Source organism: Rathayibacter sp. VKM Ac-2762 (assembly GCF_009866585.1).
In the GTDB taxonomy this organism is placed as follows: Bacteria; Actinomycetota; Actinomycetes; order Actinomycetales; family Microbacteriaceae; genus Rathayibacter.
In genome coordinates, this window is sequence record NZ_CP047419.1 from 3,149,233 (window position 1) to 3,161,630 (window position 12,398).

Here is a 12,398-nt window from a genome sequence, read left to right on the forward strand (position 1 = left end):
CATCGCGCGCGACCCCGGCCGTCCGCGCGTGGTCGGCGGGAGGCGGGCACACGCAGAACCGCCGCCGTCGAGGGGACGACGGCGGCGGTTCTGCGCGCGGGGAGCGGATCAGGTCACGGCGTGCAGGCCACGTTCCCGATCAGGTCCTTCCCGGAGTTGGAGCAGCTCAGCGTGTTGCCGCTGGTGGACCAGTTGGACGGCTGGTGGAGGTAGACCACCGCGTTGCTGGTCTTCAGCGCGAGGTTGCCGCTGATGGTGTTGTCGTTGCCCGAGCCGTCGGCGCGGGTGATCACCTGGTAGCCGTAGGTGGTGGTGCCCGCGGCGGAGTTGCCCGCGGCCAGCCAGCTGTTGCCCGAGACCAGGATCAGCGAGACGACGTCCGAGGCGAGCCGAGATCCGCCGAGGACCGTGTTCCCGATGATGTCGCCGTCGAGGGTGCCCTCCTTGGCCTCGATCGGCTCGGCGCCGGTGTCGCTGATCGCGTTGTCCACGACCGCGATGCGGGCCGTGCGGTCAGGGTTGCAGCTGTTGTACTCGCACCAGTTGCGGTCGGAGGTGCCGACGTAGACGCCCTCGCCGTACTTGGCGGAGACGATGCCGGTGCGGCGGATGGTGCTGCCGACGATCAGGGAGTCGGTGGTCTGGTTGCGGAAGTGGACCGCCTCGTAGCCGATCTCGCTCACCGTCAGGCCGGCCATCTGGACGCCCTTGCTGGCGAGCACCTGGATGCCCTGGAAGGAGCTGCGGACCGAGAAGCCCACGAGGTGCACGTCGCTCACCGTGTTCAGGATGAGCGCGGTGCCGCTCGAGGTGGATCCGGAGGTGAGGACCGCGTTGGGCGAGCCGCAGATCCAGATCGAGCCGGGCTGGGCGGCGGTGCCGCGGAGGGCGAACTTGCCGGTGTAGACGCCGTCGGCCAGGCGGATGACGTCGCCGGAGGAGGGGTTGGTCAGGGCCGTGACGAGCTGCGCCGAGGTCGACACCGTCTTGGTGGCGGCGGGGCAGTCGAAGGCCGCGAGCAGCGAGGCGCGGGAGGCGAGGATGTCGGCCGAGGTGGTGGCCGACTCCTTCAGCCGCGAGTCGCGGCCAGCGTCGTCGGTCGCCGTGACGGTGTACGTGTAGGCGCGTCCCGCCTCGGCGGTCTCGTCGCGGTACTGGCGCACCGGGTCGGCGACGGTGCCGACGACCGTGTCGCCGGAGCCGTCCTCGTTCGAGCGGTGCACGTCGTACGAGACGACCCGCGAGCTGAAGGGCGCGTCCCAGGCGACGGTGTAGCCGTCGGTCAGGGGGGAGAGCTCCACGGCGTCGGTCGCGAGGCCGTCCTCGGCGAGGACGAACGCGTCGATGATCAGGTTCTTGTCGGTCGACTTGGAGTTCTTCGTCCCCGTGTAGGAGATGGTCACGGTGTGCGTGCCCTCGGCGAGGTCGGTCGTCTCGTAGACCGGCACCTGGTACTGCGCGGTCGAGCTGTAGCGGTCGACCTTGGTGACGGGTCCGCCGTCGACCGAGACCGCGGCGATGCCGGAGGAGGAGGTCTTCCGGCTGATCCAGCGCCACGACGTGCCGACGAAGGTGAACTTCACCGATCCGGCGGAGGTCAGGTACTTCATCCCGCCTCCGCTGTCGCCGCCGGCCATCGATCTCCACGAGCCGGTGTACTGCAGCGCGGGGTCGGTCTCCTGCACGAGGAGGCTGGTCGCTCCGGAGGGGTCGAGCACGGGGCCGTCGTCCTCGCCGCCGCCGGTCTCGTCGGTCGGCTCCTCGGTGGCGGGAGTCGCGCGGGTGATGTCGAACGCGTCGATGACGAGGTTCTTGTCGCTCGCGGAGCTGTTGGCCTTGCCGCTCCAGGCGATCTTGACCGTGTGGACGGTGTCGGCGAGGTCCTTCTTGGTGAACACCGGGACCTGGTACGCCGTGGTCTTCGTGTACCGGTCGACCGAGGTGCTCGCGCCGTCGACCGTGACGGTGGCGATGCCGGCGGAGGCGGTGGTGCGGCTGACCCAGCTGAAGCCGGTGCCGCGGAAGCTGAACGAGACGGAGCCGGTGCTGTTGAGGAACTTGATCCCGCCGCCGCTGTCGCCGCCCGTCATCGTGCGCCACGAGCCGCTGTAGGTCAGCGAGGAGTTCGTCTCCTGGATCCGCGTGCTCTGCCCGGCGCCCGGGTCGAGAGTGGCCGCGGAGGCGGCGGGCGCCGTGAGGGGGGCGACCAGGATGCCGAGAGCGGCGATCAGAGCGGTGGTGAGGGAGAGGCGTGCGCGTCGTCGGCGAGGGCGGGTCGGGTCTGGCGTCGTCTGAGGATTCACGATCGGCTCCGGGTCTTCGAGGGGGCGTCGGGGGCGGTTCGAGGGGGCTGCTCAAGGGGGTGGTGCTGGTCCTCCCGACGCTATAGACGGGCCTTGCGACTGATGGCTGGATGAGACGGATTCAGGTTGTAGTACCCCATTCGGGCGTGGTGGTCGGGCTTGTATCAGCGATTCCGCTGAAGGACTGGCGAACCGCCGCGCATGCGTGTACACGGAACGGTCACACGCGCTGTCGACGACGGATCGGAGGGCGGATGTCGGATCGGGAGGAGACTCCGGGAATGCCCGTCCGCGGAATGGACGAGGGGGAGTTCTGCTCGGTCGAGGAACGGCGACCCTACCCGGCGACTCTGGACACGGCCCCGGGCCGGGCCGCTGGGCGAGAGAATTGACCGGGCGTTCACCGGGCCGACCCCGCGCCGAAACACTGCGATGATGGGCTCTCCACTGGTGATCGCCGTCGCACCCGCGTCGCGGATCACCCGCCGCGGGCGAGCGGCGGTCCCGACGAGAGGGAGGACGCGATGGACACGGCCACGACCGCGACCGGCGACCGCCCGTCCACCCCGCCGTCCAGGGAGCGCCCGAGACGCCACCGGGTCCGCGCTCGCACCGTGATCGGACGGCTCCTGCTCGTCCCCCTCGTGATCCTCGCCCTCTTCGGCGCCGGGATCCCGCTCTACGTCACGCCCCCGATCGACCCGATCCCCGAGCAGGCGGACGCGGTCTTCGTGCTCGGCCCGTCCACGAGGGCACGCGTCGAGTTCGCCCGCCGGATCATCACCTCCGGGGCGACGGACACGATGGTGCTCTCGGTCGGCCCCGGCGAGATGAACGCTCCCTACGAGGCCAAGAAGTACAAGAAGTGCAACGAGCCCGGCGGCGACGTCCTCTGCTACTCCGCCGACCCGCTCACGACCCAGGGGGAGGCCCGGCAGCTGCGCGACATGGCCGAGCAGTACGGCTGGGATCACGTCATCGTGATCACCAACGCCTCCCACCTCGTGCGCGCCGAGATGATCATCGAGCGCTGCTACTCCGGCGAGCTCTCGATGGTGCCCTCGGGGGAGCCGATGGGCCTGGACTACCTGGTGAACCAGTACGTCTACCAGACGGGCGCGTTCCTCAAGGCCTTCCTGGTCACCAACGGCTGTTGACGCGAGCACTCCTCCTCGAGCCGACGAGCCCGCCTGCGCTAGTCTGCCCGGGGCGCCATCGGCCCCGAGCCCGCTCCTGCGGAGCCCGGCCGGCCCGGCCCACGACGGCAGCGCGGCAGGAGGATCGACCGGGGAGACCCGCGACGCTCCCCGCTCCGCACCGGTCACCCCCACGCGAACCCCTCCGAAAGGCCCGCCCGTGACACCTGCCCGATCGATCTTCGCCGTCGGCCGCGGCCAGTACGAGAACATCGGCGACATCATCCTGCGCCGCCAGCTCCTCGACTGGCTCCGCGAGTCGGGTCCGCTCCACGTCTACGTGGGCCACTCGCCGTGGGGCTACGACGACGGCCTGCGCCTGGGCCCGGACGACACGGTGTACCGCTCGCTCCTGCGCTGGTACGCGGCGCTCGCCCGCGAGGCCCTGGCCGGCCGGGCGAACTCGGTGTTCAAGCCGGGAGAGATCCAGCTGACCCTGATCGGGATGAAGGAGCACCTCGTGATGCTCCCGGGCATCGCCCTCGTGCGCCTCGGCGGCGGCCGCGTGATCCGCGCCGGCGTGGGCACCCGCAACTTCGCCCCGCTGCCCCGCGCGATCATGTGGCCCTCGATGGCGCTCTCGAGCTACACCCGCTGGCGCGACGACAAGACCGCCGGCTACATGCGCGTCGGCGCCGCCATGCCCGACCTCGGCTACGGCGAGGGCTCGAGCGACGCGGAGCTGACCGCGTTCGCCGCGCAGCCCGACGAGGAGCGGCGCGTGCTGGTCCTGTCCCTCCGCGAGGACCACGAGGTGGACGCCCGCCCCTACCCCGAGCAGGAGTGGCTGGCCGCGATCAAGGGCTTCGCCGAGCGCGAGGACCTCGACATCGTCGTGGTCACGCAGGTCGCCGTCGACGCCGAGCGCTCCCGCCGTCTCGCCGCCGACCTCGACGCGGACATCCTCGACTGGGATCCGGCGCACACCCACGACGAGCACGAGATCCTGCTGCGCGAGCTCTACCGCACGGCCCGCGTCGCGATGAGCGACCGGCTGCACGTGATCATCATGGCGTTCACCGAGGGCGCCGCCCCGGTGAGCCTGCAGATGGACGGATCGACGAAGGCCTCGCGCCACTTCGAGACCATCGGGATCCACGACGTCACGGTCGACATGTCCCGGACGACCCCGGCCGCCGGCGTCGAGACGTTCTCCGCCGTGGTCGCCCGCCGGAGCGAGCTGCTCGAGAAGCTGCTCGTCGCCCGCGGACGCCTCCGCGGCGTCCGCGACGACATCCAGGCGCTGCTCGCCGTGCCGCCCCGCAGCCGCCCGGCCGCCGCGGCAGCCACTGCCGGCCCGAGGACGCGGGTGTACCACGTCGGCCGCAGCGGAGAGGTTCCCGGAGGCATGACGCAGGTCGTCAACGGGTACCTGCGCTGGCCGTTCGAGCGCTCGGACGTCCGGGTGATCTCCTCCCGCACCGCTCCGGGCGAGCACGTCGCCGCGGCCCGCCTGGCCGCCGGCGCCGCCGCCCGCATCGTCGCGATCGCGCGCCGGGAGCCCGGCGCCGTGATCGTCGTCCACCTCTCGGAGCGCGGCTCGTTCCTCCGCGAGGGGTCCCTCCTCCGCCTCGCGCACCGCCTGGGCCTGCGCACGGTCGCCCACCTGCACGGCAGCGAGTTCGCCGCCTTCACCGCCGCGCACCCGCGCCTGGTGAAGGACGTGCTGCGCAGCGCGGACGAGATCATCTCGCTCTCGGAGGAGACCTCGGCGATCTGCCGCCGCTACGTCCCCGCCGAGCGTGTGCACCTCGTGCCGAACGCGCTCGAGCAGGGCACCCCGCGCGAGAAGACCCGCACCGTCGTCTTCGGCGGCGTCGTCAGCCACCGCAAGGGCGTCGACGTGCTGCAGAAGGCGTGGGCGCAGGTCGAGGGCAAGGAGGGCTGGCGCCTGCTGGTCGCCGGTCCGATCCGCGAGCCGGAGGTCGTCGATCGCGGCGTCCCGGGGATCGAGTTCCTCGGCTCGCTCGAGAACGCCCGCCTGCTCGCCCTGCTCGACGAGGCGTCCATCGCCGTCCTGCCCTCGCGCGACGAGGCGATGCCGATCTTCATCCTCGAGGCACTCGCCCGCGACGCGGCCGTCGTCTCGACCGCGGTCGGCGGCATCCCCGAGGTCCTCGGCGACGGCTGCGGCCGCGTGGTCGCGCCCGGAGACGTGGAGGGCCTCGCCGCCGCGCTGACCGAGCTCATCACCGACGAGGACGCCCGGGCCGAGGTCGTCGAGAAGGCCGGGGCGCGCTTCCGTGAGCGCTTCTCCGCCGACGCCGTGTTCCCGCGGGTGGAGGAGGTCTGGCTCGGCTGAGCCGCCTGCGACTTCGCCCCGGATCGCGCCCCGGGCCCCGCTCCGGGCCTGGGCGGAGCCGCGGGAGCGTAAAATCGGTGGAGTCCGCGTCGCCGTGCCGTCGCGCGCCCAGCCGTCCGCTCCCGGACGCCTTCTCCCTCCATCCCAGAGAGGCTCGACCGTGGCCATCGCCGCCGACTCCGACCGCCGCCTGTGGACCCTGCCCCTCGCGCGCGCCGTGATCGCGGCGGTCGCCGGCTGCGTCGTCACCTTCTCTCCCGACCACGGGCCCGCCTTCGGCCTCGCCGTCTTCGGCGGCTTCGCGATCGCGACCGGCGCCGTCTCGCTCGCCCTCGGGCTCCGCAGCTGGAGCGGCCGGGCCCGCCCGCTCGCCCTCGGCTCCGCGGTGCTCACCCTGGTCGCCGGAGTCGCGGCGCTCGTCGCGCTCCCGGTCGCCAACCTGCTCTCCTTCGTCGCCCTCGTGGCCGGCTGGGCGCTGCTCTCCGGCTTCCTCGAGTTCTCGAGCGGCCGCCGCGGTCAGGGCCTCGCCGCCCGCGACTCCGTGATCGTCGGCGTCGGCACGATGCTCCTCGGCGCCGCCTTCGGACTCCTCCCGCCCCACCCCGTCGTCACCGTCGGCCTCCTCGGCGCCTACGCCGTGATGGTCGCCGTGTTCCTCGCCATCGCGGCGTTCTCGCTCAAATGGGCCGCCGGCGCCGACGCAGCCACCGGACACGATCCCGTCGCCCCCACGACACCGACCTCCGGAGGAGACCGATGACCGCCGAAGGCCAGCAGCCCGACCCCGCCTCTCCCGCCGACCGCGCCTCGGCGGCCGACTCCGCCCCGCCGCGCGAACCCGGCGAGTTCACGCCCCGCACGTTCCAGCCGACCCGCAAGGACCGCCTGCGCCCGCTCGAGCTCATCGGCTTCTCCGCGGTGATGGCGGCCTTCGTCGGCCTGGTCGTCATGCTCTCGACCCGCGAGCCGGTCGTCGCGCTCATCTCGTTCGGCGTCGCCTTCATCGTCGTGCTCGTCGCGATCGCCATGTTCTCGCTGACCTTCAAGCCCGACGAGGCCGAGATCGCGGACATCGACGAGCAGGACTCCGCACACTAGGCGAGGGACGGCTCCGCCGTCCCCAGCCGGCCGGGAGCACGCCGCGCGGGCGGATAGTCCCTTCCGCCGCGCATGCTGATGGAGCAGCCCGCAGGGCGTCTCGAGATCCCGCCTGCGCACGCGGGCGCCGCTTCCGCGTCGGTGGTCGCGCGTAGCGTGCGGAGGGTGGCGGAGGCGATCGGGCGATGGTGGCAGAGGCGGCGGTTCTCGCGCGGCGCCGACGTCCCCTACGCGGTCGGCACCTACCGGGAGGCCTGGGCGTCCTACCCCGTCCTGGTGCGGCAGTACCGGCCCGAGTACAACGAGGGCATCGTGCTCAGCCAGATCCCGCCCGCGGCCGACGTGTACCTGTGCTGGCTCTGCGACGCCGGACACGTCTTCGTCGCCACCCCCGAGGAGCAGCGCCACCGTCCCGGCCGGGAGCGGCGCCGCTCCTCCTGGTGCCCCGACTGCGCCGAGCTCGCCTCGCCGCGCCTGCCCCGGGCCGCGCCGATGATCGGCGGCCGGCTCGCCGAGGTGCTCGCGCCGACGGCCGCCCCCGACGACGGCTCCTTCGTCCTCCTGGCGCCGCCCGCCGTGATCGCGCGGGGGCTCCCGACGTCCGTGTTCTCGACCGGCTCGAGCGGATCCGCGCCCGCCGCGTCGTCGACTCCTCCGTCCGCTCGATCCACCCCTCCAACTGCCGCCGTTCCGGCCGCGCTCCCGTCCGCCCCTCCCGCCGCTGCCTCCGCCGTTCCGGCCGCGGTCCCGTCCGCCGACCCCGCCGCCCGCCCGGCGCGCTCCCGACCCCGGCCCGCCCGCGTGTGCCCGAAGACGCCGGACCTCCCCGTCGGCGAGCCCTTCGCGAGCCGGTGCGCGCCTCCTCCCGCCTCCGCCGTCGAGGCCCGGCTCCGGGCACTCCTCGCCGAGCGCCTCGTCTTCGACCCGGCCCACACGGCGGTGCGTCTCGCGCGGCCGTTCTTCGAGCACTGCGAGGCGTGGCCCGACCTGGTGCTCGGCGAGCTGCGCGTCGCGATCGAGTACGACTCCACCGGCCGTCACGGACTCGAGCACGTCGGGCACCGCGAGGAGGCCGACCGGCGGAAGGACCGCGCGCTCCGCTCCGCCGGATGGGAGGTGGTGCGCATCCGCACGGGGAAGCTGCTGCCGCTCGGCCCCCACGACCTGGTCGCCACGGGGGTCACGGCCGCGCTGGCGGACCGCCTCGTCGACCGGCTCCGCGATGTCCGCGGTCCGCTGCTCGTCGACGCCTGGGGGCGCTGACCGAGTCGCGCGGCGGCTGCGGGACGGTCCTCCGGGATCCGTCCCCGTCGCTCCCTCCCCGTCGCTCCGTGCCGGTGTCCGGCTCGGCGGAACGGGACCCGCCGACGCAGTGCCGGCGAGCGGGAACCGTCGAGTAGGAGCCGGCGAGTCGGAGCGGTCGAGTCGCAGCCGACCGCTCGCAGCCGACGCGTCAGAGCCGCAGGGCCAGCGCCTCGCTGCGCCAGCGGCGGTGCAGGGCCCAGGGGTCGGGCTCCCCGGCGCGCACGGTCTCGATGTGGGCGTCGAGCGCAGGGCTGCGCGCGAACCACTCGGTGCGCTCCAGGCGCTCGTCGGCGAACTGGGCGTGCCGATGCTGCTCGAGCGCCCGCCCGCCGCGCTCGAACGCGAGGAGCTCCTCGTGCCGGAGCCGGTGGAGGCGCTGCCGGGGATTGCCGCTGGTGCCGATCTTGATCCGCTCGCCGAAGCGGATGTAGTAGACGACGTCGACCCGGGGCGGCGGGAGCTCGCCGTCGGGTGCGTCGCCGAGCCGCCACTCGCAGGCGGCGCAGAGCCAGGCGGAGGGGAGCCGGACGCCCAGGCGGGACCCGCACGCCGCGCACGGCGAGGGCAGGGCGTCGATCACCCCGTCCTCGCGGGCGACCCAGTCGTGCGCGAGCCCGAGGTGCGCCGCGCAGAGCGCGAGGGGGGCGCCCGTCTCGGCCGAGGAGGCGCACCCTCCGATCGCGCACGCTGCCATGCCGCCGACGCTAGGTGCGACCCCCGACATCGCGCCGCCGTCGACCGCGCCGCCGCGAGCACGCAGGAGTCCGAGTGCTCGCGCTCGAGGACGGCGGCATCCGCGCGCTCGCTGCCCGGCGGATCAGCTCAGACGGTCGACCAGCGACGAGGCGAGGCCCGTGTAGCCGCCCGGCGTCAGCGCCAGCAGGCGCTCCTTCGCCCCGTCGCCGATGTCGAGACCCTGCACGAAGACGGCGAGGTCGTCGGCACCGAGGCGCTTGCCGCGGGTCAGGTCCTTCAGCAGCGCGTACGGGTCGGTGATCGAGGAGCGGCCGGCCGCCACCTCTGCGCGGATCACCGTCTGGATCGCCTCGGCCAGCACCTCCCAGTTGCCGTCGAGGTCGGCGGCGAGGGCGGTCGGGTCGAGGTCGATCTCGAGCAGGCCGCGGGCGATGTTGTCGAGGGCGAGGAGGGAGTGGCCGAACGCGACGCCGATGTTGCGCTGCGTGGTCGAGTCGGTGAGGTCGCGCTGGAGGCGCGAGGTGACCAGGGTCTGCGCGAGCGAGTCGAGCAGGGCGCTGGAGAGCTCGAGGTTCGCCTCGGCGTTCTCGAAGCGGATCGGGTTGATCTTGTGCGGCATCGTGGACGAGCCGGTCGCCCCGGCCTGGGGGATCTGCCGGAAGTAGCCGAGCGAGATGTAGGTCCAGACATCGGTGCAGATGTTGTGCAGGATGCGGTTCGCGTGCGCGGCCCTGCCGTAGAGCTCGGCCTGCCAGTCGTGCGACTCGATCTGGGTGGTCAGCGGGTTGAAGACGAGGCCGAGGGAGGTGACGAACTCCTCCGCGAGGGCGGGCCAGTCGGTGCCGGGGTCGGCGGCGAGGTGCGCGGCGAACGTGCCCGTCGCTCCGCTGAACTTGCCCAGGTACTCCGTCGCCTCGATCTGCGCGACGACCCGCTCGAGCCGGTACGCGTAGACGGCGAACTCCTTGCCCATCGTGGTCGGGGTCGCGGGCTGGCCGTGGGTGCGGCTGAGCATCGACTCGTCGCGGTAGCGGACGGCCAGCTCCCGGAGCGACGCGACGACCGAGCGCAGCTTCGGCAGCCAGATCTCGCCGACGGCCTGGCGGACCACGATCGCGTAGGAGAGGTTGTTGATGTCCTCGCTGGTGGCGGCGAAGTGGGTGAGCTCGGCGATGCGCTGCAGTCCCAGCTCCTCGAGCCACTGGCGGACGAGGTACTCCACGGCCTTCACGTCGTGGCGGGTGCGGGCCTCGAGGGCGGCCAGCTCGTCGATCTCGGGCTGGCCGAAGTCGCGGGCGCGGCGGCGCAGCTCCTCGGCGGTCGCCGCGTCGACGGGCTCGGAGCCGAAGAGGCGGCGGTCGGTCAGCGCCAGCAGCCACTCGACCTCGACGTGCACCCGCGCGCGGTTCAGCCCCGCCTCCGAGAGGTACTCGCCGAGCGACGAGACGGCACCGCTGTAGCGGCCGTCGAGAGGGCTCAGCGGCTGGGTGGGGAGCGAGGTCATGCGGTGGTGCCTTCCGGTTCTCAGGTGTCCTGCGCGAGGGCGGCGCGCGCGTCGGTGGAGTCGGGGCGGACCGAGCGGTTGCCGCGCAGTCCTGGTTCGATCTGGGCGAAGAGGGCCCGGCAGGCGCGCTCGATGAGCGCGAGCACCGAGTCGAACGCCGCCGCATCGGAATAGTAGGGGTCGGGGACGTCGCCCTGCGGGGAGAGGCCGGGCTCGAAGTCGAGCAGGCGGCGGATCTTCTGCCGGTCGACCTCGGTGCGCGCCCAGGAGCGCAGCGCGCGCTCGTGCCCGTGGTCGAGCGCGACGACCAGGTCGAACTCGGCGAAGCGGGACGGGTCGAAGAGCTGGGCGCGGTGGCGGCCCCCGTCGAAGCCGTGCCGCTCCAGCGCCGCGAGGGCGCGGCTGTCGGCGTGCTCGCCGAGGTGCCACTCGCCGGTGCCGGCCGAGCTGATCTCGATCGCGGAGCCGAGCCCCGCCTGCTCCGCCAGGGAGCGCAGCACCACCTCGGCCATCGGCGACCGGCAGATGTTGCCGGTGCAGACGAAGCACACGGCGAAGGCCGAGGGCGCAGGGGAGTCGGGGGTCACCCGCCCATCATGGCGCACCGCGGCTCCTCCACAGCAGGCCGATCGCGGCCGCCGTCCACCGATGGCGCGCGCGGCCTCCCGGGCGGCGGCGGCGCGGCCGATGCTGGCTGCCGAGCCCGCGGTGTCAGTCCTGACGGCGGCGGAGGAAGGGGCGCAGGAGGAGGCCGATGAACCAGTTCACCAGGGCGAGCACGAGGGCGCCGAGCACGCCCCACCAGAAGCCGTCCACGACGAGGCCGAAGCCGAAGAGGCCGCTGATCCAGGCGGTCAGCAGCAGCAGGAGGCCGTTGACGAGGAACGAGACCAGGCCGAGCGTCAGCACGTACAGGGGGAACGCGACCACCCGCACCACTCCGCCGACGACGGCGTTGACGACGCCGAAGATCACCGCGACCAGCAGGTACGTGAGGACCGCCGCGGCGGGGCCCTCCTCGTACGGGTCGACGCGCACGCCCGCCACGACCAGGGTCGTGAGCCAGATCGCGACGGCGTTGGTCAGGAGGCCGAGGAGGAGTCTGCTCATGCCTCCACTATCCCCGCAGGCGGGGCGGGCCGCGAGCCGGGGCTCAGGTGAGGGGCCCGCCGATGGTCGGCTCGGGCGCAGGAGTGCAGAGGCGGGGGTCGTCGGCGCAGGTCCGCGGAGGGAGCACCGCGGTGGGCTCGGGCTGCGGCAGGGGCTCCGCCGTCGGCTGCGGGGCCACGGTCGGCTCGGGAGCGGGCGCGGGAGCCGGCTCCGGAGCCGGGGGATCGGGCGTCGGCTCCTGGGTCGGCTCGGGCGCACTGGTCGGCCGGGGAGCTGCGGGAGGCGCGGGGCGCGGGGGAGGAGCGAATCCGCTGCCCGGCTCCGGGACGAGCGGCTCGCGCGCCTCGATCACGGCGACGGCCAGCGGAGCGACCGCGGCTCCCGAGGCGAGAGCGCTCCGGAGCTGCTCGACCGCGTCGGTCAGCACCGCCCGCCGGGACGTCGATCCGCGACCGGAGGCGAGGGTCGACGTGGCGAGCCCGAGCACGCGCTCGGCCAGCGCCGTCCGCTGCTCCCCGGCCGCGGTCGTCGCGGTGGTGATGGCGTCGGCCGAGACTCCCTCGAGCGCTGCGTTCAGGGATCCGATCGCCACCAGCAGATCGGTGCGGGCCGCGCCCGCGACGGTGCCGTCGGTCGCGGTGAGGAGCGCGAGCGAGTCGTCCCGCAGCGCGAGGCCGGCCTCGCGCGCGGCGGTGTAGGCCGGGGGAGCGGCGACGTCGATGGACGTCTCCCGGAGAGTCGGGGTCGCCTGCGTGCCCTCCGCGGCGGGCGTGCATCCGGTGAGCACGCCGGCGGCGACGAGCAGGGCGATCGCGGCCGTGGCGCCCCGGAGGAGCGGGCGCGCACCCCCGCGCCGCTCGGCTCGCCCTCGACTCCGCATCACT

Annotated in this window: 11 protein-coding genes; 5 read left to right on the forward strand and 6 right to left on the reverse strand. The window is 73.5% G+C overall.

Annotated elements, in window-relative coordinates; genetic code table 11:
• Positions 1-113 precede the first annotated feature (113 nt).
• Positions 114-2,303, reverse strand: coding sequence for a hypothetical protein (locus GTU71_RS14765; RefSeq protein WP_159940777.1), 2,190 nt, complete (start codon positions 2,301-2,303; stop codon positions 114-116).
• 614 nt (positions 2,304-2,917) lie between these two features.
• On the opposite strand from GTU71_RS14765, the gene GTU71_RS14770 reads away from it, so the two are divergent.
• The 5 genes from GTU71_RS14770 to GTU71_RS14790 all read left to right on the forward strand — a co-directional run bounded on the left by GTU71_RS14770 (position 2,918) and on the right by GTU71_RS14790 (position 8,162).
• Positions 2,918-3,460 (forward strand): YdcF family protein, encoded by a 543-nt coding sequence (locus tag GTU71_RS14770; RefSeq protein ID WP_159940779.1) that lies wholly within the window; start codon positions 2,918-2,920, stop codon positions 3,458-3,460.
• 199 nt (positions 3,461-3,659) lie between these two features.
• On the forward strand, positions 3,660-5,801 hold the full coding sequence (locus GTU71_RS14775; RefSeq protein WP_159940781.1) for a glycosyltransferase family 4 protein: 2,142 nt from the start codon (positions 3,660-3,662) through the stop codon (positions 5,799-5,801).
• 160 nt (positions 5,802-5,961) lie between these two features.
• Complete coding sequence (locus GTU71_RS14780; protein ID WP_104225185.1) at positions 5,962-6,561, forward strand: DUF308 domain-containing protein; 600 nt, start codon at positions 5,962-5,964, stop codon at positions 6,559-6,561.
• Complete coding sequence (locus GTU71_RS16515) at positions 6,558-6,899, forward strand: hypothetical protein (RefSeq protein ID WP_244230577.1); 342 nt, start codon at positions 6,558-6,560, stop codon at positions 6,897-6,899. The genes GTU71_RS14780 and GTU71_RS16515 overlap by 4 nt, the downstream gene beginning before the upstream one ends.
• A gap of 165 nt (positions 6,900-7,064) precedes the next feature.
• Complete coding sequence (locus GTU71_RS14790) at positions 7,065-8,162, forward strand: hypothetical protein (protein ID WP_159940783.1); 1,098 nt, start codon at positions 7,065-7,067, stop codon at positions 8,160-8,162.
• A gap of 190 nt (positions 8,163-8,352) precedes the next feature.
• Here the strand turns inward: GTU71_RS14790 and GTU71_RS14795 are convergent, their stop codons facing one another.
• The 5 genes from GTU71_RS14795 to GTU71_RS14815 form a co-directional block, all read right to left on the reverse strand.
• Positions 8,353-8,898, reverse strand: coding sequence for a GIY-YIG nuclease family protein (locus GTU71_RS14795; RefSeq protein ID WP_104351190.1), 546 nt, complete (start codon positions 8,896-8,898; stop codon positions 8,353-8,355).
• Positions 8,899-9,021: 123 nt separating this feature from the next.
• A complete protein-coding gene (purB, locus tag GTU71_RS14800) occupies positions 9,022-10,404 on the reverse strand; it encodes an adenylosuccinate lyase (protein WP_159940785.1) in 1,383 nt (460 codons plus the stop codon).
• A 20-nt stretch (positions 10,405-10,424) separates the two neighbouring features.
• On the reverse strand, positions 10,425-10,991 hold the full coding sequence (locus tag GTU71_RS14805; RefSeq protein ID WP_181027248.1) for a low molecular weight protein-tyrosine-phosphatase: 567 nt from the start codon (positions 10,989-10,991) through the stop codon (positions 10,425-10,427).
• A 124-nt stretch (positions 10,992-11,115) separates the two neighbouring features.
• Complete coding sequence (locus tag GTU71_RS14810) at positions 11,116-11,514, reverse strand: phage holin family protein (protein ID WP_104225199.1); 399 nt, start codon at positions 11,512-11,514, stop codon at positions 11,116-11,118.
• 43 nt (positions 11,515-11,557) lie between these two features.
• The gene (locus tag GTU71_RS14815) at positions 11,558-12,394 is read right to left on the reverse strand and encodes a hypothetical protein (protein WP_159940787.1); all 837 of its coding nucleotides are present in this window, start codon (positions 12,392-12,394) and stop codon (positions 11,558-11,560) included.
• Between the last annotated feature and the right edge of the window lie 4 nt (positions 12,395-12,398).

Bases quoted from the DNA above. Each gene is read 5' to 3' on its own strand.
- GTU71_RS16515 (WP_244230577.1), top strand. From the start codon at position 6,558: ATGACCGCCGAAGGCCAGCAGCCCGACCCCGCCTCTCCCGCCGACCGC.
- GTU71_RS14795 (WP_104351190.1), bottom strand. From the start codon at position 8,898: ATGGCAGCGTGCGCGATCGGAGGGTGCGCCTCCTCGGCCGAGACGGGC.
- purB (WP_159940785.1), bottom strand. From the start codon at position 10,404: ATGACCTCGCTCCCCACCCAGCCGCTGAGCCCTCTCGACGGCCGCTAC.
- GTU71_RS14810 (WP_104225199.1), bottom strand. From the start codon at position 11,514: ATGAGCAGACTCCTCCTCGGCCTCCTGACCAACGCCGTCGCGATCTGG.
- GTU71_RS14815 (WP_159940787.1), bottom strand. From the start codon at position 12,394: ATGCGGAGTCGAGGGCGAGCCGAGCGGCGCGGGGGTGCGCGCCCGCTC.